The organism is Streptosporangium sp. NBC_01639 (assembly GCF_045209755.1).
Lineage (GTDB): Bacteria > Actinomycetota > Actinomycetes > Streptosporangiales > Streptosporangiaceae > Streptosporangium.
The window spans coordinates 7150338-7175222 of the sequence record NZ_CP109272.1 but is presented as its reverse complement, the minus strand read 5'-3'; the positions used below and the strand labels follow the sequence as shown (position 1 = coordinate 7175222).

General features: G+C 67.0%; 26 protein-coding genes, 1 tRNA gene and 2 pseudogenes. 15 read left to right on the top strand and 14 right to left on the bottom strand.

The window, feature by feature from the left end:
* Window positions 1-264 precede the first annotated feature (264 nt).
* Window positions 265-924: pseudogene (locus tag OHA77_RS32650) on the top strand (TauD/TfdA dioxygenase family protein); the annotation flags it as partial.
* 39 nt (window positions 925-963) lie between these two features.
* Window positions 964-1716, top strand: a complete 753-nt coding sequence (locus OHA77_RS32645; protein ID WP_406313148.1) for a DUF6461 domain-containing protein — start codon at window positions 964-966, stop codon at window positions 1714-1716.
* Between the two features lie 209 nt (window positions 1717-1925).
* Here OHA77_RS32645 and OHA77_RS32640 read toward each other — a convergent pair whose 3' ends face one another.
* Window positions 1926-2228 (bottom strand): helix-turn-helix domain-containing protein, encoded by a 303-nt coding sequence (locus OHA77_RS32640; protein WP_406313147.1) that lies wholly within the window; start codon window positions 2226-2228, stop codon window positions 1926-1928.
* 176 nt (window positions 2229-2404) lie between these two features.
* On the opposite strand from OHA77_RS32640, the gene OHA77_RS32635 reads away from it, so the two are divergent.
* On the top strand, window positions 2405-3217 hold the full coding sequence (locus OHA77_RS32635) for an aminoglycoside phosphotransferase family protein (RefSeq protein ID WP_406313146.1): 813 nt from the start codon (window positions 2405-2407) through the stop codon (window positions 3215-3217).
* A 47-nt stretch (window positions 3218-3264) separates the two neighbouring features.
* Here OHA77_RS32635 and OHA77_RS32630 read toward each other — a convergent pair whose 3' ends face one another.
* On the bottom strand, window positions 3265-4146 hold the full coding sequence (locus OHA77_RS32630; RefSeq protein ID WP_406313144.1) for a GntR family transcriptional regulator: 882 nt from the start codon (window positions 4144-4146) through the stop codon (window positions 3265-3267).
* A gap of 19 nt (window positions 4147-4165) precedes the next feature.
* A complete protein-coding gene (locus OHA77_RS32625) occupies window positions 4166-5425 on the bottom strand; it encodes a carotenoid oxygenase family protein (RefSeq protein WP_406313143.1) in 1260 nt (419 codons plus the stop codon).
* A gap of 807 nt (window positions 5426-6232) precedes the next feature.
* Here OHA77_RS32625 and OHA77_RS32620 point away from each other — a divergent pair.
* The 3 genes and pseudogenes from OHA77_RS32620 (at window position 6233) to OHA77_RS32610 (ending at window position 6942) form a co-directional block, all read left to right on the top strand.
* Window positions 6233-6793: a DUF6461 domain-containing protein gene (locus OHA77_RS32620; RefSeq protein ID WP_406313142.1), complete on the top strand. Its 561-nt coding sequence runs from the start codon at window positions 6233-6235 to the stop codon at window positions 6791-6793.
* Window positions 6790-6846, top strand: a pseudogene (locus tag OHA77_RS32615) (transcriptional regulator); the annotation flags it as partial. The gene OHA77_RS32620 and the pseudogene OHA77_RS32615, both read left to right, overlap by 4 nt.
* On the top strand, window positions 6847-6942 hold the full coding sequence (locus OHA77_RS32610) for a hypothetical protein (RefSeq protein ID WP_406313141.1): 96 nt from the start codon (window positions 6847-6849) through the stop codon (window positions 6940-6942). It abuts the pseudogene before it with no gap.
* A gap of 253 nt (window positions 6943-7195) precedes the next feature.
* On the opposite strand, the gene OHA77_RS32605 is transcribed toward OHA77_RS32610, so the two are convergent.
* Complete coding sequence (locus OHA77_RS32605; protein ID WP_406313140.1) at window positions 7196-9229, bottom strand: NACHT domain-containing protein; 2034 nt, start codon at window positions 9227-9229, stop codon at window positions 7196-7198.
* Between the two features lie 337 nt (window positions 9230-9566).
* Entirely contained in the window at window positions 9567-9893 is a 327-nt protein-coding gene (locus OHA77_RS32600; RefSeq protein WP_406313139.1) for a hypothetical protein, read from the bottom strand.
* Between the two features lie 126 nt (window positions 9894-10019).
* On the opposite strand from OHA77_RS32600, the gene OHA77_RS32595 reads away from it, so the two are divergent.
* Both OHA77_RS32595 and OHA77_RS32590 read left to right on the top strand, forming a co-directional pair.
* Entirely contained in the window at window positions 10020-10307 is a 288-nt protein-coding gene (locus tag OHA77_RS32595; protein WP_406312792.1) for a transposase, read from the top strand.
* A gap of 47 nt (window positions 10308-10354) precedes the next feature.
* Entirely contained in the window at window positions 10355-11179 is an 825-nt protein-coding gene (locus OHA77_RS32590; protein ID WP_406312888.1) for an IS3 family transposase, read from the top strand.
* A gap of 83 nt (window positions 11180-11262) precedes the next feature.
* On the opposite strand, the gene OHA77_RS32585 is transcribed toward OHA77_RS32590, so the two are convergent.
* Window positions 11263-11712, bottom strand: a complete 450-nt coding sequence (locus OHA77_RS32585; protein ID WP_406313138.1) for a type II toxin-antitoxin system VapC family toxin — start codon at window positions 11710-11712, stop codon at window positions 11263-11265.
* The gene (locus OHA77_RS32580) at window positions 11678-11881 is read right to left on the bottom strand and encodes a hypothetical protein (protein ID WP_326824372.1); all 204 of its coding nucleotides are present in this window, start codon (window positions 11879-11881) and stop codon (window positions 11678-11680) included. The genes OHA77_RS32585 and OHA77_RS32580 overlap by 35 nt, the downstream gene beginning before the upstream one ends.
* A gap of 279 nt (window positions 11882-12160) precedes the next feature.
* Here OHA77_RS32580 and OHA77_RS32575 point away from each other — a divergent pair, with 279 nt between their 5' ends.
* Window positions 12161-12481, top strand: coding sequence for a hypothetical protein (locus tag OHA77_RS32575; RefSeq protein ID WP_406313137.1), 321 nt, complete (start codon window positions 12161-12163; stop codon window positions 12479-12481).
* Here the strand turns inward: OHA77_RS32575 and OHA77_RS32570 are convergent.
* The 6 genes from OHA77_RS32570 to OHA77_RS32545 form a co-directional block, all read right to left on the bottom strand.
* Window positions 12452-12526, bottom strand: a tRNA-Val gene (locus tag OHA77_RS32570). The two genes, OHA77_RS32575 and OHA77_RS32570, sit on opposite strands and share 30 nt — an antisense overlap.
* 62 nt (window positions 12527-12588) lie before the next feature.
* The gene (locus OHA77_RS32565; protein WP_406313136.1) at window positions 12589-13506 is read right to left on the bottom strand and encodes an ROK family protein; all 918 of its coding nucleotides are present in this window, start codon (window positions 13504-13506) and stop codon (window positions 12589-12591) included.
* Window positions 13507-13616: 110 nt separating this feature from the next.
* On the bottom strand, window positions 13617-13988 hold the full coding sequence (locus OHA77_RS32560; RefSeq protein ID WP_406313135.1) for a hypothetical protein: 372 nt from the start codon (window positions 13986-13988) through the stop codon (window positions 13617-13619).
* The gene (locus tag OHA77_RS32555) at window positions 13989-14447 is read right to left on the bottom strand and encodes a peroxiredoxin (RefSeq protein WP_326824385.1); all 459 of its coding nucleotides are present in this window, start codon (window positions 14445-14447) and stop codon (window positions 13989-13991) included.
* Between the two features lie 85 nt (window positions 14448-14532).
* Window positions 14533-14961 carry a DUF3052 domain-containing protein gene (locus tag OHA77_RS32550; RefSeq protein ID WP_184752577.1) on the bottom strand — a complete coding sequence of 143 codons (429 nt, stop codon included), beginning with the start codon at window positions 14959-14961 and terminating at the stop codon, window positions 14533-14535.
* Window positions 14962-15084: 123 nt separating this feature from the next.
* Entirely contained in the window at window positions 15085-15513 is a 429-nt protein-coding gene (locus OHA77_RS32545; protein ID WP_406319915.1) for a secondary thiamine-phosphate synthase enzyme YjbQ, read from the bottom strand.
* Between the two features lie 448 nt (window positions 15514-15961).
* On the opposite strand from OHA77_RS32545, the gene aceE reads away from it, so the two are divergent.
* Together aceE and OHA77_RS32535 are read left to right on the top strand one after the other, a co-directional pair.
* Complete coding sequence (aceE, locus tag OHA77_RS32540; protein WP_406313134.1) at window positions 15962-18709, top strand: pyruvate dehydrogenase (acetyl-transferring), homodimeric type; 2748 nt, start codon at window positions 15962-15964, stop codon at window positions 18707-18709.
* 88 nt (window positions 18710-18797) lie between these two features.
* Window positions 18798-20366 (top strand): alpha/beta hydrolase, encoded by a 1569-nt coding sequence (locus tag OHA77_RS32535; protein WP_406313133.1) that lies wholly within the window; start codon window positions 18798-18800, stop codon window positions 20364-20366.
* A gap of 154 nt (window positions 20367-20520) precedes the next feature.
* Here the strand turns inward: OHA77_RS32535 and OHA77_RS32530 are convergent, their stop codons facing one another.
* Window positions 20521-21237 carry a helix-turn-helix transcriptional regulator gene (locus OHA77_RS32530; protein ID WP_406313132.1) on the bottom strand — a complete coding sequence of 239 codons (717 nt, stop codon included), beginning with the start codon at window positions 21235-21237 and terminating at the stop codon, window positions 20521-20523.
* Window positions 21238-21393: 156 nt separating this feature from the next.
* On the opposite strand from OHA77_RS32530, the gene OHA77_RS32525 reads away from it, so the two are divergent.
* The 4 genes from OHA77_RS32525 (at window position 21394) to OHA77_RS32510 (ending at window position 24867) form a co-directional block, all read left to right on the top strand.
* Window positions 21394-21786 (top strand): hypothetical protein, encoded by a 393-nt coding sequence (locus tag OHA77_RS32525; RefSeq protein WP_406313130.1) that lies wholly within the window; start codon window positions 21394-21396, stop codon window positions 21784-21786.
* 10 nt (window positions 21787-21796) lie between these two features.
* A complete protein-coding gene (locus tag OHA77_RS32520; protein ID WP_326824390.1) occupies window positions 21797-22957 on the top strand; it encodes a glutathionylspermidine synthase family protein in 1161 nt (386 codons plus the stop codon).
* A 16-nt stretch (window positions 22958-22973) separates the two neighbouring features.
* Complete coding sequence (locus OHA77_RS32515) at window positions 22974-23459, top strand: DUF350 domain-containing protein (protein ID WP_326824391.1); 486 nt, start codon at window positions 22974-22976, stop codon at window positions 23457-23459.
* Between the two features lie 298 nt (window positions 23460-23757).
* Window positions 23758-24867 carry a helix-turn-helix domain-containing protein gene (locus tag OHA77_RS32510; protein WP_326826877.1) on the top strand — a complete coding sequence of 370 codons (1110 nt, stop codon included), beginning with the start codon at window positions 23758-23760 and terminating at the stop codon, window positions 24865-24867.
* The last annotated feature ends 18 nt before the right edge of the window (window positions 24868-24885 follow it).

Genomic DNA, 24885 nt, shown 5'->3' with positions numbered 1-24885 from the left:
TGGATCGATGACCGGTCCGCCGGTCGGTGATCTCGCCACCGAGCAGGGCCGCCGCGGACATCGAACCGAGTGTCGTCGGGACCGGGCAGAGTCGCCGGAGCGGACCGGATGACGTGCGACGCGGTCCAGCCACTCCAGATATTCGGACATTTCTATCTTAACTCGACATAAAGCAATCGAGGATTTTCCTTTTCCGCCGAGGGCTCCGCGCTCGCTTCCCGGGCAGGGCTCGCCCCCGGCGCGACCCGCACACCGAGGAACTCCCGGTGGAGCCACCGCGTGGTCGGAGGCGTGGACGCCGAGCATCCCGAGATCTACGCCATCGACAGCTCCGACAACGGATTCGCCGACGTGTGGCACACCGACGTCACGTTCATGCCCCGGCCTCCGATGGGCTCCATTCTCCGGGCGGTGCGCCTGCCGGCCTCAGGCGGTGACACGAGCTGGGCGGACAGCCAACTGGCATACGACTCCCTGGCCGCGCCGGTGCGGGAGATGGTGGACCAGTTGACCGCGGTACACGACGGCAATCGCGAGTTCGGCTACTACCTGGCCCAGCGGCGGGGCGGGAAGGGCAACGTCTGGGAGGGCGAGACCGTCACCCGGCTCGACCCGGTGGAGCACCCCGTGATCCGCGTACATCCGGAGACGGGGCGCAAGGGCATCTTCGTCAACCCGGGCTTCACCTCCCACATCGTCGGGGTTTCGGACGCCGAGAGCCGGGCCGTCCTCGACCTGCTGTACGCCCATCTGACCAAGCCCGAGCACATCGTTCGCCACAGGTGGCGGGCGGGTGATGTGGCGATGTGGGACAACCGGAGCACGGCACACTATGCCAACCGCGACTACGGTGCCACCCGACGCGTCATGCACCGCGTCACCCTGCGCGGCGACCGGCCTTTAGGTCCCGCAACGACCCGATGACCGCCCGCTCCAGCCGGCTACCGGTGTCCGGTCCCGTCCATGGTCGTCGCCACTTGGTCGGTCACCCAGAATGCCTTCCTGGGAAAGGGGCGTCACTCGACATTTTCTTCGCCGACCGAATGTCCGAAACTCTTTTTTGTCGGTGACTGCTGCAATCATGCGGCTCACGTGACCAAAGGAGTGACAATGACAGAGAAGACCGAAGAATTCGCCTGGCTCTCCGGCTGCGAAACACTGGATGAAATCTACTGCGTGTCCTTCGTTCGGGGCATCCCCCCGGAAGAAGTCCTCCGCCGATTCGGCGTGGACGAGAGCACCATGGAGGAGGTCACGTTCGACGAGCTGGACGAGCGCTCAGCGGAGAGCATGCGGGACGACGTGGCCGGTTACATCGGCGCCGCGCAGATCGGTGGCTGGACCCTGGTCATCGAACCGGGGGGATGGCAGATCGCCGTCGACTCCGAGATCCACGGCCGGGTCTCGCAGGGGACCGAGGTCGTGTCAGTCTGCCGCCACGACTATGCCTCGGATACCTTCGCCTACATAGTCGACGGCAAGCCGGTCGTCTGGTTCGACCCGCGCATGCCGGACTCACGGTCGGGCAGCGATCCGGACCGCTTCATCGTGGAGATGCGCCGGGTAGGGCTGGACCCCGATCATGACATCGACGGTCCGGGCATCGCCTTTCCCATTCCGAGTTCGTTCGCCCTGGCGAGCAGAATCACCGGACTGTCTTTCTCCTCCGAAATGCTGGATCTACAGTTCCTCGGCGCAGAAACCCTTGAGGAATGATCGGGCCCCTTTGAAATCGTTCCGGTCGACGGAGCCGGCCGCTCCGGCCTCCACACCGGCGGCACACCCGTTGCCGTCCAGGCCTGTCCACGGTCGTCGTCACCCAGTCGGTCACTCGGGCACGGCATGCGGCCGGACGGCGCGGCGATGACGTGAACGCCTACGTGGGTGAGAAGAACGCCGGAGCAACGGCGTCCATCACGGATGGATCATCCCGTACGGCGCCCGCGAGGCGTATCAAGCACCATGACCGAGTCACCGAAGTCGGCCACGATCTTGAGCTGACCTCCCAGCGCCGTTACGTAAGCGGCCAGGGTGGCCACTTCGCTGATCACTCCGCTCTCGATCTGTGAGATGCGTGCCTGTGACACCCCCATCGCCTGAGCGACATCCTCCTGGCGCAGGCCAAGCTTTCGCCTGGCTTCAGCGAGTTGATAAGCACGCCGGCGAGCTACGAGCTCATCGCGGAGTTGGGCAACCTCCTGCTCGTCCTCGACCATGGCCTGACCCACGGCCCAGACGCTCAAGCATGATCCGGCCTTCGCAAAACCCTTTGCACGGCGGCAGGAACGGCCGTCACACTCTCGGGGTGGTCGAGAGCCTGTTCCCGGACGGACGTGCTGGAATCGATGCGTCGCTGGTGAGACGTCTCCTCGCGGACCAGTTCCCACAATGGAGCAATCTGCCCGTGACGCCGGTCGAGGTCGATGGATGGGACAACCGCACCTACCACCTCGGTGAGGAGATGACGGTGCGTCTTCCGACCGCCGTCGGCTACGCATCGGCGGTGGACAAGGAGCATCGATGGCTGCCGATCCTCGCGCCGTCGTTGCCGGTCGCCGTTCCCGTGCCACTGGCGAAGGGCGTCCCGGGCGCGGGCTATCCGTTCAGTTGGTCGATTCGCAGGTGGCTGGAGGGTGAGACCGCCACCCTTGACCGTATCGACGCCCTGGCCGCGTTCGCGGCTTCGGTAGCCGAATTCATCCTCGCCCTGCAGCGCATCGACGCGACGGATGGGCCTCAGGCCGGTGCGCACAGCTTCTACCGGGGTACGCCGCCGGCGCACTACGACAACGAGACCCGTCGCGCCCTCGCCGCGTTGGACGGCCACATCGACACCGGCCGGGCGGCGGCTGTCTGGAACACCACCCTGGAGGCGACCTGGTCCGGGCCGCCGGTATGGTTCCACGGCGACATCGCGAGCGGCAACCTGCTGGTCAGGGAGGGCAAGCTGGCCGCTGTCATCGACTTCGGAACATCGGGTGTCGGCGATCCCGCGTGCGATCTGGTGATCGCGTGGACGATGTTCTCCGGCGACAGCCGGGAGGCCTTCCGCAGCGTTGTCGGTCAGGACCCCGCCATGTGGGCGCGGGCCCGGGGCTGGGCGCTGTGGAAGGCACTGATCGTCCTGGCCGAGAAGATCGATACGGACGAGGAGCAGGCCGCCGTCCACCGTCGCGTGATCGATGAAGTCCTGGCCGACCACAAGAGCATCGGCTAGGGCCGCTCCGGCTGCCACTCGACGTTTCGACTCCGGTAAAGGCCCGGTTACCGGCGGATCTCCCGCGGCGTGAGCACGACGGTCAGGCCGTCGAGCAGGCGTTCGAGGCCGAAGGCGAACAGCGACTCCAGGTCGAGCTCCGTGCCCGGCTCCGCGACCTGGGCGATCAGCGGCCCGTCGATGGAGAGCCGGGCCGTACTCCACTGCCTGCTGGTCATCCCCGTGTCCAACTCGGCGCCGACCTCGCTCTCGATGTTCACCGCCGTCCCTCGCACATAGTTGACCATCGTGGCGTAGATGTGCATTCGGGTATTCGAGTCCAGGCCGAGGCCGTCGAGCGCACGCAGGGTCCACAGCCCGTATGCCAGCAGCCCCGGCAGCGTGACCGGCCGGGTGATGGACACCAGCCGCGGCAACCAGGGATGACGCTGATAGGTCGCCCACTGCAGCTGAGCGGCCACCCGCAGGTGGGAACGCCATCCCGGTGGCGGCTCCGGATAGCTGATCTCGGCGAACGCGGCGTCGGCGATCAGCTGGGTGAGCTCGGCCTTGGCCTCGAGGTGGCGGTAGAGGGCCATGGTGGCGACCCCGAGCTTGGCCGCCACCGCCCGCATGGAAAGCGCGGCCAAGCCGTCGGCGTCGGCGATCTCCATGGCCGCGTGGACGACCCGGTCGCGTTCGAGGCCCCCGGCCGAACGCGAGGGCAGCCTCCGGGGAGCGACCACGGCGCCGACCCGAGAGGCAGACTCGATGGCGCCTGCATGCTTGAGCGCGGCCAGCGCCTTGGTGGCCGTCGCCATGGCGACGCCCCACTCACGCATGATCGCCCTGGTGGTGGGGATGGAATCGCCGGGCTGCAACCGTCCATCGGCGATGCGTCGCTCGATGTCGGCGACGATCCGGAGGTAGGGCGGTTGCGGATCGTTCACGAGGCCATGTTGCCACGCCTCAGCGGTCAGGCAGCCAGTTGCCGTGCAGACCGAGCGGCACCCTGACAGGGAGGTGGACGCGCGCGACGGGCTCGCCGGTGAAGTCCTGGGCCGAGAGTATCACCAGGTCGCTGGCGTTTCGGAGGGGGTTGTGCACGTACGTGAGCAGGTACCCCTCGTCCTCCCCATGCCCCACGGCGGCGAACGAGGCCTCTCCGACCGCCTCGTCCTTGCCGAACCCGTGCACCTCGGCCGTCCCCCGTTCCATGTCATGCTTGACCAAGGCGTTGGTGAAGGCGTCGTCCGGCGGCATGCCCTCGGGCGTGAACGGGATCCCGTACAGGGCGGTCGCGGCCGAGTAGCCATATCGGTACGGGCGGGTGGCACGCGCGTCGTTCACCCGCGGAAAGTCCTGCGGCCGGTCGTCGATGCGCTGCTGGTGGATCTTGTCCGGCGCGATCGTCCAGCGGTCCAGCATCGGCCGGATCGCCCCGGGGTCGGCGGGATCGAACGGCCCCTCGGCAGTGACCAGGTCGACCACGACCGAGTCGCCGTCGTCATAGGCGTTGAGCGTGTGACTGACATGGATCGGGTCGATGTCCAGCCAGCGCACGTCACCGCCGGTCCGTGGCATGACCCCCACGCGCGTCGGGTGCTCCGGCAGCCACCGGCAATCAAATCCGTCGAAGCCCAGTGGCGTGTCCCACAACACCACGTGCTTCTCGGTGAGCGCGAAGTCGTGCATGAACGGCGTCCGCGGCAGGGGGACGGCGGTGCTCCGGACGACGCTTCCCCCGGCGTCGGTCACGATGTACTGGACGAGGTCGCGGCCCATCATGTACGACAGCGAGTGCAGTTCGCCGGTGAGCGGGTCGTGCTTGGAGTGCGCCCCCGCCGTGAACCCCTCCGCGGTCCCTCCCAGATCGCATACGCCCACGGTGTTGAGCTCCTCGTCCAGCTCGGCGGGCGGCAGGCCCCCCTCCGCCATGGCGAAGGTGCGCTGGGCGTGCTCGATCACGTGCACCATGGGTGCGAAGCCCGGTGTGCGCACGAAGCGGTTGCGATACCACTCGGCCTTGCCGTCACGCAGCCGCACCCCGTGCACCATGCCTTGGCCCATGCCCCAGATGTGCACCACGGGGTCTTCCACGCCCAGCGGGTTGGGCCCGTTGCGCAGGTAACGGCCGTTGAGTTCGGCAGGGATCTGTCCGGTGACGGGCAGGTCGTAGGCGGTGACTTCTTCAGCAAGGGGCGCGAAAGGCCCTTCCAGATACTTCATGTGGACACCGTACGCAGGAGAACGCCTGAGCCTACGTCCACGACGGGAAACGCCATGCTGTGCACTAGTGCACAGCATGAGTGCGCCTGAAACGGGATGGTACGGCGATGAACCGCACCCGAGGCCGTACGGACACGCTCATGATCAACGCACCTCGGATCCATGAGCCGCGATCAAGGGTCACCTCTCTGCCATGTGTCGAATCGGAGGACGGGCGGGTCCATGAATTCTCTGAGCTGCTTTGCCCTGTTCACGCAGCCGGGACAGACGCGTTTCTCAACCGATCCGGCGGTGGCTTCCGGTGCCGGCTCACGGAAAATACCTGACAACGTCCTGCCTATCGGACTCCGGCCTCCCGATCGAGGACATCTCACGGCTCGTCGGCCACCGGAACATGGTGGTCACCGAGACCGTCTACCGGAAGCAGATCCACCCGGTGCTCATGCAGGGCGCGGAAGCCAAGACCGACATCTTCGGAAGTCAGTCGCCCACGCCCCGTTCCGAAGATCAGGAACGGAGCGTGCCGGCTGGTGGGTGCTATTGGGTTCGAATCGGTGAAATCTCGTTTGCAAGGCGCTCAGAACGGATCCTCAGCCAGGCCCTATACCGGCTCTGGCCTGCGGCTACGATCCACGGCCGTCCACCGTTGTCCGGCCCCGTCCAGGGTCGTTGTCACTCAGCCGGTCACCCAGAAGACAGCTTTGGAGCCAGAGTCGTCCTCCACCATTCCCTCATCAAATGAATTTCCGAATCCCTTTTGTCGGTGACGACTGCCACCATGCCGCTCACATGATCGAAGGAGTGATGATGACCTCGTGCCCCGAGGAGTTCTGTTGGCTCTCCGACTGCGAAGAACTGGCTGAAATCTACTGCGTGTCCTTCGTACGAGGTCTCGCTCCGGAGGAGGTCCTCCGCCGGTTCAGCGTGGGCGGGAGCACCATGGAGGAGTACGACCCAACCGATTACATCGGCACCGCGAAGATCGACGACTGGACCCTGGTCGTCGAACCGGGAGGATGGCAACTGGTCGCCGCCCCCGAGATACAGGCCCGGGTCGGGCAGGGAACCGAGATCGTGTCGGTCTCCCGCCACGACTATGCCTCGGACATCTTCGCCTACATCGTCGACGGTGAACCGGTCGTCCAGTTTGAGCCGGTGCTCCCGGACGATCGGTCGGGTACCGATCCGGACCGCCTCATCGAGGAGATGCGAGAGGTCGGGTTGGACCCTGACCGCGACGTCGACGGCCCGCTCATCGACTCCCCGATCGAGAGGTCGTTCGCCCTGGCGAGCAGGATCACCGGCCTCCACTTCTCCCCAGAGATGCTGGAACTGTGCTTCCCCGCTGCGGAACCCCTTGAGAACTGATCGGCATCTCCCAGTCACAGGTCTCCCAGATCGAAAACGGCGACCTCGACGCCATGGAGCTGGAGACCCTCCGGGCCTACGCGGCCACGCTGGGTGGACACGTCGAGGTGACGATCAGTGTTGGTCCGCACTCCGTCAAGGTCGCCTAAGGCGGGTCGGGCTTGGGATAGGTGCAGCCGATCGTAAGCGACCTCAGCACGGCGAAGAGGTCCGTACCGGAGAACGCGACGCTGCCCGCGACCACGCCGCCGACCTCATTGTCTTCCGTGAACCCTTTTCATCCTCGGGCGAGCTCGTAGTTCTGTAGGACGGCGGTGGCCTTGCAGAGGTGTCCGGCCTTATGTGGGCAGCCCGTCCGATGCGGAGAAGGGCGGGGGCGTCCGGTGCTTGAAGGCGTACGGGTCATGTGGTGACAGAGGGCACGGGGGTCTCGGTCGTGGTGGTGAGGTGATCGCGGAGGACGGCGTGACGGAACTGGTAGAAGGGGCCGACCGCGCGCAGGACTCCGAGACGGTGCATGTCGCCCAGGAACCGCATGAGCCGCAGGGGCAGGCGGCCCGACAGGGCGGTGGGCAGCAGGCCGATCGTGGCCAGCAGCCAGGCCTGGCGGGTCTGCTGCACCGCGCCGAGGACGGCTCCGCTGAACAGACCCCAGCCGAGGTCCCGCCAGAATTCCGTCTGCGATGGGCCGAGGTAGGAGGTGATGTAGTCGCCGGTCAACGCGATGACAGCCCCCACCAGCAGTCCGTTGACGAGCCGGAGCCCGAGCAAGGACCGATTGACCTTCCATGAGGTCAGTGGCGTGAGCGCGGCGGTGAAAGGCAGAAGCGTGTCCGTGGGCGCTGGTTTCCGTTTGGCGGAGGGCATCCGGTCGTTCATCACGATCGCCATCCACATGCCCAGCGCGAGTACCAGCCCACTCGCTAGCGCCGCCTTGAACCCGACGGTCGTCGACAGACCAAGGACGATGAAGGTCGGCGGCCCCAGCAGGATGAGGAGAAGCCAGTGGCCGTGCTGGCTGATCGTGGCGGTGATCCGCCGGGCGACCGGGAGCTGGGTGAAGTCGAGAGCGTTCAGCGCGCTGCTCTGGCAGGCGAACCCGAACACCAGCCCCGCCGTCACGCCTAGAACGGGCCCGTCACCCAACCCGGCGGCCAAGCCGACGGGAAGGCCGTAAAGCAGCGCTGCGCAGGACTTCACCACCCACAGGCGGCCTCGCGTGGTCAGCTCCCACCAGGCCAGGTCTGGGGATCCTTCCCCGGACAGGGTGACCAGCCACCGCCGCACCCGCTCGGGGCGGATGGTCCGCTGGTGGGCCTGGAGCAGCGCGGGGACGAGACCATCCAGGAGATGCGTCTGCAGCGAGGCGGCGTCCGTGTAGGTCGTGACCAGCGCCGTCGGGTCCTGGGCTCGGTCGAGGTAGGTGGCCCTGAGCAGCCAGAGCCCCAGCGCCGTCGACGTCACAGCAGCGAGCGCGGGAGCACGTCCCGACTCCAGCATCTCCAGCACCGCCACCCAGGCGGGCGAGGGACGCGGGCCGAGACAGTCGGACAGATACCTATGAGCGTCCCGAGGGGTCAACTCTCTGGGCACGATGACGGCCGCCGCCTTGAGCGCCCGGCGTGCCTCCTGCAACGCCCCGCCGTACTCCGTCGTCCGTGAGGTGACGATGACCTGGTCACGGTCGGTGAGGGTCTCGCTCAGCGCGGCGATGACGCCCGCGCGAGCGGCCGGGGGCAACTCGTCGAGCCCGTCGAGGATGGCCAGGATATGCCCGCCCGAAGCCAGCGTCTCCGCCGTGTCCGGACCTCTCTTGCCGCGCATGGCCAGGTAGTCGGTGCGCAGGCGTTCGGCCACCCAGCCCGCCAGGCGGGGGTGGGTCTCGGTGTTCCAGTCCGCGACGGACAGCAGTACCGGGACGGGCTCGTCGTCGGTGCGGGTCTTGGTCAGTTCGAGCAGGAGTTGTACAGCCAGCGTCGTCTTCCCGGTGCCGGGGCCGCCGGTGATGACCAGGCGGCGACGCCGTAGCCGACGGAACTCGCCCGCCAGGGCGGCGATCTGGTCCGACCGGCCGGTGAAGGAGAGCTCACCGTCGGCGATGAGGTGCGGATGGTCCATGAACCTGGCGCGGCGCGTCACCTGCCACGAGACCGGGATCGGCGGATCGCCGAGTGAACGCCTGGACAGCTCCTGGTGCCAGAAGGTGTCCACCAGGCCGGCCAACCGCTCCTTCGTCTCGGCGAGGGTGCCCATGGGCTGAGGGGCGTACTTCGCTTGCTGGCGGACCGCCCCCGCGGCGGCCAGCGTCAGGACCACGGCGCCAATGGTCCAGGGCCTGCTCCACTGGCCGTCGTCCAGCACCTGGTTGACAGCGACGGCGACCACGGAAGGCCCCAGAATCGCGGCGAGGCCCCAGGCCCAGAAGCGGAACGTCATGCGGAGATTCTGATATTTCATCCCCGGATAACAGGATGGAATTGTGCAAATCGTAATCAATCGCCGAGGGGATGGAGTCGACCTGTCCACTCTCACACCACCGGACATTCGATGATCGCCTTCTCAGCCGCCGCATCAGCGGCCATGGCGACGTCCCCAGCGCCCTTGTCATGATCCGTTCGGGATCCTCAACCGGGGTTCAGGCCGCACCCAGCGGGTGCGATGAGGGGGATGACCAGGGCGGATACCGGACCTGACCTGGGTGTATGGTCCATGTCCGTCCGCCGCTGTCCGGTCCCGTCTGTGGTCGTTGTCACCCAGTTGGTCATCCACGGATTCAGAAGTTCTCGCGCCATAGGTACCAGGGGCCGTAGTAGTGCTCGACGTCGGGCTCGTACCCCTCTTCTTCCGGCAACGGTGGCTCCCCGCGCGGGCTCCATATGACGCCCTGCTGATGGATGTCGTCTCCCCCACCGGCCAGTGCGAAGCGCACCGTGTTCCCCTGTCGCGCGGCCCAGGAGACATCGAACAGCCCCAACGTTCCCGGGCCCATCTTCCAGTCGGCGCTTCCCGCCACCGCCGACTGTGCGACCGTCTCGAAGCTCTTTGCCGACAGAGCGAACCTGGATTTCTTCAGTTCTCCTACGGCGGGCAGCGCAAGCACCAGGATCCCGATGAGCGGTGGTGCCGCCCAGCGCAAAAGGTTCCGCCTGACACCCGGTGAGCTTCCCCCCGTAGCACGGCCACCTCACCTGAGTTGACCCTGTGTCGGCTGGGAAGGAAGTGCTTCGTGCCTGCACCTCACCCGATCGAGTTCCGTCAGCGTGCCGTCGAACTTGCCCGTAAGGGTGATAAACCGGTCTCTGTCCTTGCTGAAAACCTGGGTATCAGCGATTCCTGTCTGCGGAGTTGGATGCGCCAGGCCGACACCGATGACAACGGCGGTGCGCAGCTGACCAGCGCGGAGAAGAAGGAACTCTCCGATCTACGGCGCCGAACCCGGCAGCTTGAGCTGGAAAATGAGATCCTCAAGCGGGCGGCTGCGTATTTCGCCCGGGAGAACGTGCTCCCAAAATAGGGTACGCGCTGGTCCGTGAACTCGCCGATGACGACTTTCCTGTCGCGGTGGCCTGCCGGGTGTTGAACATTTCCAGATCGGGCTACAAAGACTGGGTTGGCCGGCCGCAGTCACCACGCGACCAAAGAAACACCGAACTACTGAAGCTGATCCGTGACATCCATGAGACGTCACGTTACAGCTACGGCTCGCCGCGGATCCACGCGGAGCTGACGCTCGGCCTGGACCTGGAGGTCAACCGCAAGCGCGTCGAGCGGCTCATGCGTGAGGCCGGCATCCAGGGCATCTACCGGCGCAAGGGCCGCCGCAACCTCGTCAACGCCGCCACCGAGGAGGATCTGGTCCGCCGGGCCTTCACGGTGCAAGCGCCGGACCGGCTGTGGGTCAGCGACATCACCGAGCACCCCACCGACGAAGGGAAACTGTATTGCGCCGCTGTCATGGACGCCTATTCTCGTCGCATCATCGGCCATTCTATCGACATACGCCAGACCAGCGCTCTGGTCGTCGACGCGATGGTCATGGCCGTCGCCCGCCGTAACCCGCCCAGCAGGAAGACGATCCTGCATTCTGACCACGGAACACAGTACACATCGTTCTCGTACGGGAAACGGCTCCGTGATGCTGAACTCCTCGGCTCGATGGGAACCGTCGGCGATTGCTACGACAATGCCATGATGGAATCGTTCTGGGGAACGATGCAGCTCGAACTGCTCGACGTTAACAAATGGTCAACAAGAGCCGAGTTGGCCAGCGCGATGTTTGAATGGATCGAGTGCTGGTATAACCCGTATAGGCGTCATTCCAGCATCGACATGAACAGCCCAATCGCGTTCGAGGAGCTCTACAAGCCCTCAGACGCAACCTCGTGATCCCACACCATCGGTGGCTGTAGTACGGGGGGAACCTCAGGTCGTTGTCACCCGGTTGGTCACTCAGGTGTAGCAACCGCCGGTCAATCAGGCAGCAGCCTGAACGCCGATATGTGGCGAGGCCGAACAACCCTGAAGTGTCGATGATCTACCGTGGCGATCTCCTTCAGTCCAAGGCGTTCAGCGATGGTGATCGCTGCCGAGTCGACGAGCCCCAGCGGCAGATCGAGGTAGGTCTCGACGAGTTGCGCCATGCGCGGCAAGTCCTCGTCCTCCAGCTCGGCCACGTGAAAACCGTTATCGCCGAATGACTTGAGGAACGTCACCTCAGCCTGTGGACCCACACGAGAGTCAAGGAGATAGCCAACCTCGCCCATCACCGGAGACGGAACGAGTAGTGGGCCTTCAGCCTGCCGGAGGAGTTTCAGACACGCCTGGTGGTGTTGATCCTTCACGTTACCTGCGGCGAGAAGAACACCTGTGTCACACAGGAGCACCTCAGCGGCCCCACTCCGAGCGGAGGATCTCTTCATGCCGCTCAGCGAGATCGGAGGCGGCCTCGAACGACGCGAAGAACGGAAGGTCGCGCTCACCCGACTCATGCTCACCCAAACGACCGCGGATGAGCTCCAGGGCCGGACGCAGTTCCGCCTCCGGCAGCTGATCTACCAGGTGATGCAGTTCCTCACGCATGACGCTCATACCAACAAGTGTAGGTCGCCTACTTTCCACGCAGCAGGCTCAACCCCAAACCATGATTACAAGAAGTAACCGGATCTGGCCACGCGTGCCTCCAGCAGATGTCTCAGACGTCACATACGAACCGTCAGAAAACCGGAGACATCGTGAGTTACCCATCTCAAGGTCAGCAACCACGATGTGCTCGTCCCCTAAGCGCGCTTTCTCGTCTCAGTTCGGCTGCTGACGCAGCCCGTGGAACCGGAAGACAGCCTCACGTCGTTGCTCGATGGAGCCGATCCCATGGGGCTGGGCCGGTGCGAACACGTCGACTTCCTCAGGCGCCTCGTCCGGTGGTCTGGGTGCCAAGACGTATCCGACGCGACCGTTGGTGAACTGCCGGAGCTGGCCCGATGGCCAGACGTCCGATCGTGCTCCCTGGCAGCAGAGGTTGAGCCCTTCAGCTTCCAGTCGGCGGCGCAGATCGATGAGGCAATCCAGCAGGTCTTCGCCCTCTACATCCAGCAGGAGACTGCGGCACGTGAGTACGAGCCGGGCCGGCACAGCGTCATAGAGCGTGAGGGTCCTACTGACTGGTGGGCACTACTGGGTTCGAACCAGTGACATCTCGCTTGTAAGGCGAGCGCTCTACCGCTGAGCTAAGCGCCCCAGGGATCACGTACGACAGACGGGACAATACCTTACGCCAACCGGGAGGACTTCAGCACATCCTACGACCATGCGGCGCCGGCGTCGGGGATTCCGGCCGCCCGCCAGCCGAGGAGGGCCGCGCCGAGCATGCCCGCGTTGACGCCCAGAGCGGCAGGGCGGAGCGGAGGAGCGTCGCGGAAGGTCAGGCGGGCGCGGAGACGGTCCGTCAGCGGGTCGGACAGGGTACGGCCCGCCTCGGACATGCCGCCGCCCAGGACGATCGCGGAGGGGTCCAGGAGGAGCGTGTAGGTGGCCAGGGCAAGGGACAGGGCCTCGACGGCGTCCCCCCACACCGCCGTGGCCAGCGGGTCGCCGGAGAGGGTGAGCGCGGCGACCTGTTCGGCCGTGGCGGGCGAGGCGGCGCGGGCGGAGTAGCGGCGGGCCACCGCGGAGGCCGAGGCGTAGGTCTCCAGGCAGCCGATCTGACCGCAGGCGCAGGTCTCACCGCTGGGAAAGACCGGGACGTGGCCGATCTCGCCGCTCCATCCGGCGGTCCCGCCGTACGGCTCGCCACCGAGGATCACGGCGCCCGCGATGCCCGTCCCGATGGGCAGGAAGAGGAAGTCGGAGACCTCGCGGCCGGCACCGAGCACGCTCTCGGCGAGACCTCCGGTGCGCACGTCGTGGCCGAGCATGACGGGCACATCGAGCGGGACGAAATCGCCTGCCGGGACGTCGCGCCAGCCGATGTTGGCGGAGTAGAGGGCCGCGTCGGCGGTGACCAGCCCCGGCACGGCCAGGCCGACTCCGGCGGGGGTGCCGCCTCCCGCGACTGCGAGGTCGGCGATGAAGGACCTGATCACCTCGACGACGACGGCGGGTCCCTCGTCGCGCGGTGTCGCGCGGCGTTCGGCGAGCACGATCTCTCCCGAACGGGTGACGAGACCGCCCTTCATGGACGTGCCGCCGACGTCAAGGGCTACAACGAAGGAGCTCATGCACGCATCCAGCAGATCGAAGGGGCGGGATCGAGGCCGACCTTAGCGCACGGAAATATCGACAGATCACACCGTATGCCCCGAATGCGGCCAAAGCTGAGTTGTGGGGATCAATGGACCCGCCTCAGGACCCGGTTCAGTGCGGCTTCGACCTCGTCCGCCAGACCCGGGGCGCAGGAGACGGCGAGCTGCTCACCGGTCTGCGCCGGCCGTACCGACCCGCAGGACCGGCACTCCACCTCACCGAGCCGGCAGATGAGCGCGACGGAACCGCACGAGGAGCACGTGTCGAGGTCGAGATCGTGGGTGCGCTGGCAATCCGGGCAGATGAGCACCTGGGTCTCCCGGCGCACCCCTCGCTTCCAGGGGCTGGCGCCACGGACCGGGTCGGTCTGCCTGGCCCCGCAGGAGAAGCAGGGCATGAGCGCCTCCGGGAGATCCGAGACCGGCGGACGCTCGGTGAGCGTCCGCCGGGTCACCACTTAGGGAAGTTCGGCGAGCACCTTGCGGTACTCGGCGATGTCGCGCGGCTCTGGAATCGGGTTCACGACGTTCCAGCGGATCACGCCCTCGCCGTCGATGATGAAGGTGCCCCGCGTGGCGAGTCCCTTCTCCTCATCGAACACACCGTACGCCTGAGCGACCTGTCCATGTGGCCAAAAGTCGGAGAGCAGAGGGAATGTGTATCCCTCCTGATCGGCCCAGGCGCGGTGGGTGAACACCGAGTCGACCGAGACGGTCAGCACCTGGACGTCCTCGGGCGCGGTAGCGATGAACTCGTCGCGGATGGCGCAGAGCTCACCGTGACAGACGCCGCTGAACGCGAGGGGGTAGAAGATCAGTACGACCTTTTTGCCCTGGTAGTCCGAGAGCTTGACCGGAGTGCCGTGCTGATCCTTCAGCTCGAAGTCCGGAGCCGGGGAACCTACCTCGACTGCCATGTGAAAGGTCCTTTCGTCGGATGACCGGAACGCGTCATCATGCTGCCGTACGGCTCGCGCGAGCCGTACGGCAGAGCGGGAGCCCTCAGCGGCGCGCCTTGGGCGTGGCCAGCCTCGTTCCCGACCAGTCGGGGGCGGCACTGATACTGCTGGTCTGCGAGAGACCCGCGGTAGTGGCATCTTCCCCGATGTCGCTTGGCTCCACGTGCCCGTCCCGCCCGGCCTTGGGGGTCAGCAGCCAGATCTGGCCCCCCTCGCTCAGGTTGGTCAACACACCGCTCAGGGCGTCGAACAGATCGCCGTCACCGTCACGCCACCACAGCAGCACGATGTCGACGACGTCCTCGAAGTCCTCATCGACCAGCTCGTTGCCGGTCAGTTCCTCGATGGAGTCGCGCAGATCGTCGTCGGTGTCCTCATCCCATCCGATCTCCTGCACCACCTGACCCGGCTTGAGACCGAGTCGTTCGGCCAGGCCGCGTTCGCCCTGCGCCTGACCCGCGGTCGCGCTCACGTTTGTCCCTCCTGCTTGGATGGCCCCGTGATTACACGGTGCTCAAAGTGCTTCGGCACAGTCCACACGCTGTGACCCTCGGTCGTCAACGGTCGCCACGGCAACGACTGGGCTACGTATGAATTAGCCCGACAAAAATGACAAACGGACCTGGCGTTCCTGATTGTCGACGTTGAGATCCACAACGGCAATGGACTGCCAGGTGCCCAGTGCGAGCCGCCCGGACAGAACCGGGACGGTGGCGTACGGAGGTATGAGAGCAGGCATGACATGCGACCGGCCATGCCCTCTGGATCCGTGCGCATGCCTCCATCGCTCGTCGGCCGGAAGGAGCTCCTTCAAGGCCGCGATCAGGTCGTCGTCACTGCCCGAGCCGAGCTCGATCAGCGCGACCCCCGCGGTCGCGTGCGGCACGAAGACGTTCAGCAGACCGTCCCCCCCACACGACCGGACGAAGCTCTCGCACTCGGAGGTAATGTCGTGCACCCGCTCGCGGGAACCCGTTACCACCTCGATTGTCTGAGATCTCACATACCCGATCCTACGATCCATCCTGAGCTGGGACGACGACCGCGCGCGGTCCGCACGGCACCGGATGCGCACAACCACCGGCGAACCGCACCATATAAGGGGGTACATACTTTATGTCCCTCTGGCTGAATGATCTTTCTTTGCCGCCCCGGAGGGACTGGTTTCCGGTTTCGGCCGCGCCGCCGTACGGTCCGCCGGCTCGGCCGTACAGGGTCCTGCCGCACCCCCGGAGACCGGCCCGCACCAGGGATTACGGGATTCTTCCACCCCGGATCTCCAGAAACGGGGGAGAGACATGTACCCTTTGGTGGAAATTCGTCCTACCATCGGTGGTCTAGGCCACTTATATGCCCCTGCCAGCAGGGACCTCCTGGTTACCGGTCAGTAGAGATGCACTTTCCGGAGTAAGAGACCAGGATGGAAGACGACCTACACCAGACAAAAGTCCATCCTCGGAAGGCGAGACCCAGTGGCTTCCGGACGCCAGCGTTTCTCGGTCATCAGCGACGGCCTACCCAGCCAGCTCCCTGATGTCGATCCCAGTGAGACCCAGGAGTGGCTCGAGTCGCTCGACAACGTCATCAAGACGGAAGGCCGCACTCGGGCCCGTTATTTGATGCTTCGCCTGTTGGAGCGGGCCCGCGAAAACCAGGTCGGTGTGCCCGGCCTGCGCAGCACCGACTACATCAACACCATTCCGCCGGAACGTGAGCCCTGGTTCCCCGGCGACGAATACGTCGAGCGCCGGATCCGCGCCTACATCCGGTGGAACGCCGCCGTCATGGTGACCCGGGCCAACGCCCGCACCAACGTCGGCGGGCACATCGCCACCTACGCCTCGGCCGCATCGCTCTACGAGGTGGGCTTCAACCACTTCTTCCGCGGCAAGGATCACGGCGAGTCCGGCGACCAGGTCTTCATCCAGGGCCACGCCGCGCCGGGCATCTACGCCCGGGCATTCCTGGAGGGCCGCCTCAACGAGGCCCAGCTCGACGCCTTCCGGCAGGAGCTGTCGCACGGCTTCAAGGGCCTGCCCTCCTATCCGCACCCGCGCCTGATGCCGGACTTCTGGGAGTTCCCCACGGTCTCCATGGGCCTCGGCCCGATCGGTGCGATCTACCAGGCCCGGTTCAACCGCTACCTGCTGAACCGGAAGATCAAGGACACCAGCCGCAGTCATGTCTGGTGTTACCTGGGCGACGGCGAGATGGACGAGCCGGAGTCGCTCGGCGCGATCGGCGTGGCGGCCCGCGAGGAGCTCGACAACCTCACGTTCGTCATCAACTGCAACCTGCAGCGGCTCGACGGACCGGTGCGCGGCAACGGAAAGATCATCCAGGAGCTGGAGTCCTACTTCCGGGGCGCCGGCTGGAATGTCATCAAGGTCGTCTGGGGCCGCGACTGGGACCCGCTGCTGGCGGCCGACGTCGACGGTGTCCTGGTCAACAAGATGAACACCGTCCCCGACGGCCAGTTCCAGACATACTCCGTCGAGAGCGGCGAGTACATCCGCGAGGACTTCTTCGGCGGCGACCCCCGGCTGCGCAAGATGGTCGAGCACCTGTCGGACGAGGACATCCGCAAGCTGTCGCGCGGCGGCCACGACTACCGCAAGGTCTACGCGGCCTACAAGGCGGCCCGTGAGCACGTCGGCCAGCCGACGGTCATCCTCGCCCAGACCATCAAGGGCTGGACGCTGGGCAAGGACTTCGAGGCGCGCAACGCGACGCACCAGATGAAGAAGATGTCCAAGGCCGAGCTGAAGGAGTTCCGCGACCGGCTCTACCTGCCGATCCCGGACTCCGCGCTCGAGGCGGATCTGCCGCCCTACTTCCACCCGGGCGAGAACGACCCCGAGATCGAATACATGAAGGAGCGTCGCGCGGCTCTGGGCGGTTTCCTGCCCAAGCGCGTGATCCGCACCAAGCCGGTCAAGCTTCCGGGCGACGCGGCCTACGCTCAGCTCAAGAAGGGTTCGGGCAAGCAGAACGTCGCCACCACCATGGCGTTCGTCCGGCTGCTGAAGGACCTGATGCGCGATAAGGAGATCGGCCACCGGTTCGTACCGGTCATTCCGGACGAGGCGCGCACCTTCGGTCTTGACGCGATCTTCCCGACCGCCAAGATCTACTCGCCGCACGGCCAGACCTACGACGCCGTGGACCGGGATCTGCTGCTGTCCTACAAGGAGTCGACCGAGGGTCAGATCCTGCACGAGGGCATCAGCGAGTCGGGCTCGATGGCCTCGACGATCGCGGTGGGCTCGTCGTACGCCACGCACGGGGAGCACATGATCCCCGTCTACATCTTCTACTCGATGTTCGGCTGGCAGCGCACCGCCGACCAGATGTGGCAGCTCGCCGACCAGATGGGCCGGGGCTTCCTGCTCGGCGCCACCGCCGGCCGGACCACGCTGAACGGTGAGGGCCTGCAGCACGAGGACGGTCACACCCCGCTGATCGCCTCGACGAACCCGGCGGCGGTGTCCTACGACCCGTCGTGGGGTTTCGAGGTGGCCCACATCGTCAAGGACGGTCTGCGGAGGATGTACGGCGAGCAGCCGGAGAACGTCTTCTACTACCTGACCGTCTACAACGAGCCCTACCCGCAGCCGGCCGAACCCGCCGGCCTGGACGTGGAGGGCCTGCTCAAGGGCCTCTACCGGTTCGCCGCGGCTCCGGCCGCACCGGGCCCGAAGGCGAACATCCTGGTGTCCGGCGTCGCCGGCCCGTGGGCCATGGAGGCCCAGCGGATGCTGGCCGAGGAGTGGGGCGTGGCGGCCGAAGTCTGGTCGGCCACCTCCTGGGCGGAGCTGCGCCGCGAGGCGCTGGCAGCCGAGGAGCACAACCTGCTCAACCCCGACTCCGAGCAGCGCGTGCCGTACGTGACCCAGGCGCTGTCGGCGGCCCAGGGGCCGTTCGTGGGCGTCAGCGACTACATGCGCGCGGTGCAGGACCAGATCGCCCAGTGGGTTCCGGGTGACTGGACCTCGCTCGGCACCGACGGCTTCGGCCTGTCGGACACCCGGTCGGCGCTGCGCCGCCACTTCCATGTGGACGCGGCGTCCATCACGCTCGCCGTGCTGACCCAGCTCGTCAGGCGCGGTGAGCTCAACGCGACGGTGCTGAACGAGGCGATCGCCAAGTATCACCTGAAGAACGGTGTTACCGAGGCGGGCGGCGCGGAAAGCAACGACACTCAGTCCATGGGGCTGTGATCCTTGCCGGGTGGGTCCTTCTTTGGAAGGTCCCGCCCGGTTAGTGTTGAATCGCTTCCCCCGGTGAATGATTCGAGGGGAGCATTCCGTGCGAAAAATCCTGGCGGCCGCCAGCGCGACGGCGATCCTGGCCGGTGCGCTGGCCGCCTGCGGCAACGGTGCCGCGACCGACGGCTACGGTGCCGCGGGTGGCCCTTCCACCCCGGGTTCCGTGCAGAGCCCGGGGGCGAGTTCGGCCGAACCGGCGGGCCCGATCGCCTGGAGCACCTGCACGGACCTCGAGCGTCCGGACGGGCAGGCTCCCGCCAAACCCGACCCGAGCCTGCAGTGCGGAAAGCTGAAGGTCCCGCTCGACTACGCCAAACCCACCGGTGAGATGCTGGACATAGCCGTGATCAAGGTCAGGGCCACCGGCCCCGGCGAGCGGCTCGGTTCCCTGGTCTTCAACTTCGGCGGCCCCGGCGCGTCCGGCGTCGACACCATGGCCAGAGCCGCCAAGGTCTTCGACACGCTGCGCGCCCACTACGACCTGGTCAGCTTCGACCCTCGCGGAGTGGAGCGCAGCTCCGGCGTCAGGTGCGGCGACAACAAGATCATGGACAAGTTCACCTCGATGAACAGCCTGGCCACCACACCGGCGGAGCAGGCCGAGATGGACCGGACCATCAAGGAGTTCGCCGACGCCTGCGGGCAGACCTCCGGCAGGATCCTCCCCTATGTCGGCACGGTGAACGCCGCCCGGGACATGGACCGGCTCCGCGAGGCGGTGGGCGACAGACAGCTCAACTACTTCGGCATCTCGTACGGCACGCAGCTCGGCGCGGTCTACGCGACCCAGTTCGCCAAGAATGTGGGCCGTTTCGTGCTGGACTCGCCGCTCGACCCCAGCGTCGGCCTGGACAAGCGCACGCTGGTCCAGACCCGGGGGTTCCAGCACGCCTACGAGGCCTTCCTGAAGGACTGCGTCAAGGGGCCCGGCCCGTGCGAGATCGGCGCCGACACGACCATCGCGAACAAGAACGTCGACACGTTCCTGGCCGACCTGAGGAAGAAGCCGCTGCAGGTCGGTGCCCGCCAGGTCACCCAGGGGCTCGCCAGCACCGGTATCTCCGCCGCGCTGTACTCCGCCCTGACCTGGCCGCTGCTGGAGCAGGGCCTGACCCAGGGGTTCAAGGGTGACGGCCGGATCCTGCTGACCCTGGCCGACAGCTACAACGGCCGTAAACCCGACGGGTCCTACTCGACCCTCATGAGCAGTTTCCCCGCCATCAGCTGCGTGGACACCGCCGAACGACCGACTCCCCAGGAGCTGGCCGCGGTCCAGGCCGAGGCGGAGAAGATCTCCCCGCTCTTCGCCAGCCAGGGCATGGGCAGCATCTGCCGGGTGTGGCCGGTCCCGGGCAGCGACGAGGCCAGGAAGGTGAACGCCACCGGCTCCGGGCCGATCGTGGTGGTCGGCGGCACCGGCGATCCCGCCACGCCGTACGAGTGGGCGCCGAAGCTGACCGAGAAGCTCACGACCGGGGTGCTGATCACCTACAAGGGCGAGGGCCACGGCGCCTACCTGTCCGGTGACGCCTGCGTGAAGAAGGCCGTCGACAACTACCTGGTCGGCGGGAAGACTCCCGCGAAGGGCACCACCTGTCCCACGTCCTGACCGGCGGGAGACCCGCTGGGGAACCGGACTCCTGGCCGGCCGGGAAGGCGATGGAGGCCTGCCAGGAGCACCTGCCCGGCTACGGGCACGCCGTCCGCCGGGATCGCGCTCGCGAGCTGCGCGTCACGGACCGGCCGGCCCGGCGCTCCTGATCTCACTCGAGATCGGGGGCGCCGGTGAGCACCTGGGGAATCTGCGGGGAGAACCGCTCCGGCGGATGGTCCGGAGAGACCTCCTCGGTCTCCTCCGCCCAGCCGATGCGGTCGAGCCGGAAGATCCGCGCGTCCTGCCGGAGGCGGCACAGACCCACGAGATACCAGTGCCCGCCGCGCCCGCCCACGAAGACCGCCGGTTCCACCTCCCGTGTGGTGGTCCGGCCCTTGCGGTCCTCATACTCGATCCGCAGCACCCTGCGGTGCAGCAGGGCCTGCTCGATGACCCGCGACACCCGGGGATAGGGCTCCGGCTCGATGACCGCGCGCCCCCGGGTGGGCCACTCCCCGTCCCCGCCACCCCCGTCCCCGCCGCCCTCGGAGGGCGCCAGCGCGACGGTCAGCTTGCGCAGGGCGCTACGGGCATGGAGGGCGAGGGGATCCTTGCCCGACCGTTCGAGCGCCGTGGCCACCGCCACCGCCTCGGCCGGGGTGAAGTTGAGCGGAGGCAGGGACAGGCTCTTGTCGAGGACGTAGCAGCCGCGCCTGCCCGGCTCGGTGTGTATCGGCACCCCCGACCGCTGGAGCACCGACAGATCACGCTCGACCGTGCGGACGCTGACCTCGAACCTGGCGGCGAGCTCACGTGCCGACAGGGGCCGGGGCGAGATCGCGCGAAGCTCCTCGGCAAGGGCGTAAAGCCGGTCGGTGCGGTCCACATCTATGACGTTACGCGGCGATACCGACAGTCTCGATCCTTTTACCGTGGTTGAACAGACAAAACTACATCGATAGCCTGTGGCGACACATCTCATTGGAGTTCGATGGCCTCATGACAAGACCACCCAACGCCAGCAGGACGGAACCCCTCACCCATGCCTGAGTCCAAGTCCTCGGGCTTGAAGGCGTCCAAGGTCATCACGCTCACCGGGATCGGTGTCGTCTCGCTGCTCCTCATCGGCTACTGCGCCGCGCAGGACGACTACGAGGAGGTGGGAGCGGACTGCGTGGACCTCGACAGCCGCCAGCCCGACGGGTCCTACACGGTCGTGGACGATGATTACTGCGACGACGACTCCTCCTCCACTTCTCACTACTACGGCTCCCGCGGCGCCTACGGGTGGTACTACGGAGGCGTGAGGTCCGGAACGCGGATCGTGCACGGCACCACCGTCCGCCCCTCGGACGTCCACATCACCAGCCGCAAGGGCACCGTCATCCAGCGCGGCGGCTTCGGCGGGCGCAGCGGCTGGGGCAGCGGGAGCTGAGCCCGGACAGATGAGACGCGACACTTCACTCCCCCGGGACGGCTGGGAGAGCATCATCGAGGGCCACGGCCTGGCCTATCATCGTTCGGCCCATCCCGAGGGCCTCGACCGCCCCTACTGGGACGAGGGCGTGCAGTACGTCTTCTCCATGGACGAGGTCCTCGACCTGGAGAACCAGGTGGAAGACCTGCACCGGATGTGCCTGCACGCGGTCGAGCACGTCGTCGAGCACGGCCGCTACGCCGAGTTCGCCATTCCCGAATGGGTGGCGCCGGAGATCGCCCGTTCCTGGGAGCGGAACGATCCGCACCTGTTCGGCCGGTTCGACCTGCGCTACGACGGGACCGGCCCCGCCAAGCTGCTGGAGTACAACGCCGACACCCCGACGAGCCTGCTGGAGAGCTCGGTCGTGCAGTGGTTCTGGCTGCGGGACCGCTACCCGGACGACGACCAGTGGAACTCCATCCACGAGCGGCTGATCGCCCGATGGCAGCAGATCGCGGCCGCCCTGCCCACCGGACCGGCGCACTTCGCCTGGACCTCCATGGACGAGACCGGCGAGGAGGCGATGACCCTCGCCTACCTTCAGGAGACCGCCGACCAGGCCGGGCTGAAAACGATCGCCGTGGCCATGGAGGACATCGGCTGGGACGGGCTCAACCTGCGGTTCGTGGACATGGAGCGCCGGGTGATCCGCTCACTCTGCAAGCTGTACCCGTGGGAGTGGGCGGTCGCCGACCCGTTCGGCGCCCACGCCATCCGCCAGCAGCCCTCGATGACCTGGATCGAGCCGCTGTGGAAGATGCTGCTCTCCAACAAGGCGCTGCTCGCGGTGCTCTGGGAGCTGTACCCCGGCCATCCGAACCTGCTCCCGGCCTACCTCGACGGCCCCCGCGGCATGTCCTCCTACATCGTCAAGCCCCTGCTCGGCAGGGAGGGTGCGAGCATGCGGATCGTCACTCCGGGCGACCGGGTCGAGACCGCCGGCGGCTACGGCGCCGAGGGCCACGTCTACCAAGAGTTCCAAGCCCTTCCCGTCTTCGACGGCTGGCGTCCCGTGCTCGGCGCCTGGGTCGTCCACGACGAGGCTGCCGGGGTCGGCATCCGTGAGACCTCAGGGTTCATCACCGACGACACGTCGTCCTTCGTCCCCCACCGCATCGAACTGTGAACCTGGAGAGAACCCCATGAGCCCCACCCCCCTGCCCGCACCGCTTCCGAGCACCGTCGACACCGTGACGACCTCCCTGGCCGAGACCCTCGGGCGGGGCGCGCTCGCCGTCGTCTCCTACGCCGCACTCGGCGTGATCCTGCTGGTCATCGGTTTCTACGTGATCGACCTGGCCATCCCCGGCAAGCTCAGCCGGCTGATCAAGTCCGACCGCAATCCCAACGCCACCCTGCTCACCACCTCCGGTCTGGGCGCCGTCGGACTGATCGTCGCGGCCTCCATCTGGTCCTCGGGCGGAGCGCTGCACGAGGGCCTGCTCGCGACCGCGGTCTTCGGGCTGGTGGGCATCGCCGTACAGACGGTGGGGATGGTGGTGTTCGACAAGGTCGCCGGGATCTCGGTCCGCGAACTGGTCCAGGAGCCCGACCTCCAGCCCGGTGCCCGTCTGCTGGCGGTCACCCACCTGGCCATCGGCCTGATCACCGCGGTAGCCGTCATCTGACCCGGCACCGGCGAGCCGCGCCTCCCGCCGTACGGTCCGCGCACCCGTGCCGGCACGCCCCGGCCGTCCGGACCGTACGGCCCCGTCCGGACCGTCACCCGGACGCCCTGCGAGCTGGGCAGACCGGCGACGTTCGGGACAATGGCCGGCGCACCTCACGCGACCTGGCAGTCTTAGTGACGTGAGGGAGCGGAACGAGCGAGCCGGAAAACACAGCGACGTCGTGGTCAAGCTCGACGGAGAAGAGCTCGACCAGGATCGGATACGAGAAGACACCACGCTCAGGCTCGAACGGGCGATGGGCACGCTGGGCACGGCCGCCATGGCGAGGATGGACGAGCGGCTGATGTGGTTCCGTGCCCTGTCGGCCGAGGACAGATCCTGGGTCGGGCTGGTGGCCCAGGCGGGGATCGCCGCGTTCGTGGAGTGGTTCCAGCACGCCGGGGAGGGCCGTCCGACCCCGAGCATCGAGTTCTTCGGCACCGCCCCACGGGAACTGAAGCGCTCCATCTCGCTGCAGCAGACCGTGGACATCGTCCGGGTGGTGGTCGAGGTGGTCGAGGCGCAGACCGGAGATCTGGCCGCGCCTGGCGGGGACGACCAGCTCCAGCAGGCCATGCTCCGTTACACCCGAGACGTGGCGTTCGCCGCCGCCCAGGTCTACGCGCGTGAGGCCGAGGCACGCGGCGCCTGGGACGCGCGGCTGGAGGCGTTGATCGTCGACGCACTGGTCCGGGGTGAGGTCGACGACGGGCTGCACTCGTGGGCCGCCGCGCTCGGCTGGACCTCCTCCCCCATCGTGGTGCTGGCCGGGCAGGCGCCTGACGACGACCCGCAGGCGGTGGTCGACGGGCTGCGCGACCGGGGCCGCAGAACCGGGCTGGACATGCTGGCCGGGGTCCAGCACGACCGGCTGATCGTGATCGTGGGCGGTGCGGACAGCGTCAGCGCCGCCGCCCGGCACGTGCTGCCGCGCTTCGGTCCCGGCCCGGTCGTGATCGGGCCGGAGGTGAACGACCTGCAGGCGGCGGCGAGTTCGGCGCGGGCGGCGATCGCCGGTCTGCGGGCCGCCTCGGGGTGGCCGGACGCGCCCCGGCCGGTCCACGCCGAGGACCTGCTGGCCGAGCGGGCGATCGACGGCGACGCCGACGCCAGGGGGCAGCTGATCGAGAACGTCTACCTGCCGCTGGTGGGCACACCGCTCCTCGACACGCTCGCGACCTACCTTGAGCAGGGCACGTCCCTGGAGGCCACGGCCCGGCTGCTCTTCGTCCACCCGAACACGGTGCGCTACCGTCTCCGTAAGATCACCGAGCTGACCGGATACCAGCCCACAGAAGGACGGTCCGCCTTCACCCTGCAGGTCGGGCTCATCCTCGGCCGACTGTCCGAAACAACCGTAATCTAGAGCCCTCTACTTAACGTC

Coding starts and splice junctions, on each gene's coding strand:
- OHA77_RS32555 (WP_326824385.1), bottom strand. CDS start 14,447: ATGGCAGTCGAGGTAGGTTCCCCGGCTCCGGACTTCGAGCTGAAGGAT.
- OHA77_RS32610 (WP_406313141.1), top strand. CDS start 6,847: ATGGAGCTGGAGACCCTCCGGGCCTACGCGGCCACGCTGGGTGGACAC.
- OHA77_RS32510 (WP_326826877.1), top strand. CDS start 23,758: ATGGGCACGCTGGGCACGGCCGCCATGGCGAGGATGGACGAGCGGCTG.
- OHA77_RS32545 (WP_406319915.1), bottom strand. CDS start 15,513: ATGGATCGTAGGATCGGGTATGTGAGATCTCAGACAATCGAGGTGGTA.
- OHA77_RS32625 (WP_406313143.1), bottom strand. CDS start 5,425: ATGAAGTATCTGGAAGGGCCTTTCGCGCCCCTTGCTGAAGAAGTCACC.
- OHA77_RS32620 (WP_406313142.1), top strand. CDS start 6,233: ATGACCTCGTGCCCCGAGGAGTTCTGTTGGCTCTCCGACTGCGAAGAA.
- OHA77_RS32565 (WP_406313136.1), bottom strand. CDS start 13,506: ATGAGCTCCTTCGTTGTAGCCCTTGACGTCGGCGGCACGTCCATGAAG.
- OHA77_RS32585 (WP_406313138.1), bottom strand. CDS start 11,712: ATGAAGAGATCCTCCGCTCGGAGTGGGGCCGCTGAGGTGCTCCTGTGT.
- OHA77_RS32575 (WP_406313137.1), top strand. CDS start 12,161: ATGGGGCTGGGCCGGTGCGAACACGTCGACTTCCTCAGGCGCCTCGTC.
- OHA77_RS32520 (WP_326824390.1), top strand. CDS start 21,797: ATGAGACGCGACACTTCACTCCCCCGGGACGGCTGGGAGAGCATCATC.
- OHA77_RS32525 (WP_406313130.1), top strand. CDS start 21,394: ATGCCTGAGTCCAAGTCCTCGGGCTTGAAGGCGTCCAAGGTCATCACG.
- OHA77_RS32645 (WP_406313148.1), top strand. CDS start 964: ATGGTCGTCGCCACTTGGTCGGTCACCCAGAATGCCTTCCTGGGAAAG.
- OHA77_RS32605 (WP_406313140.1), bottom strand. CDS start 9,229: ATGACGTTCCGCTTCTGGGCCTGGGGCCTCGCCGCGATTCTGGGGCCT.
- OHA77_RS32580 (WP_326824372.1), bottom strand. CDS start 11,881: ATGAGCGTCATGCGTGAGGAACTGCATCACCTGGTAGATCAGCTGCCG.
- OHA77_RS32515 (WP_326824391.1), top strand. CDS start 22,974: ATGAGCCCCACCCCCCTGCCCGCACCGCTTCCGAGCACCGTCGACACC.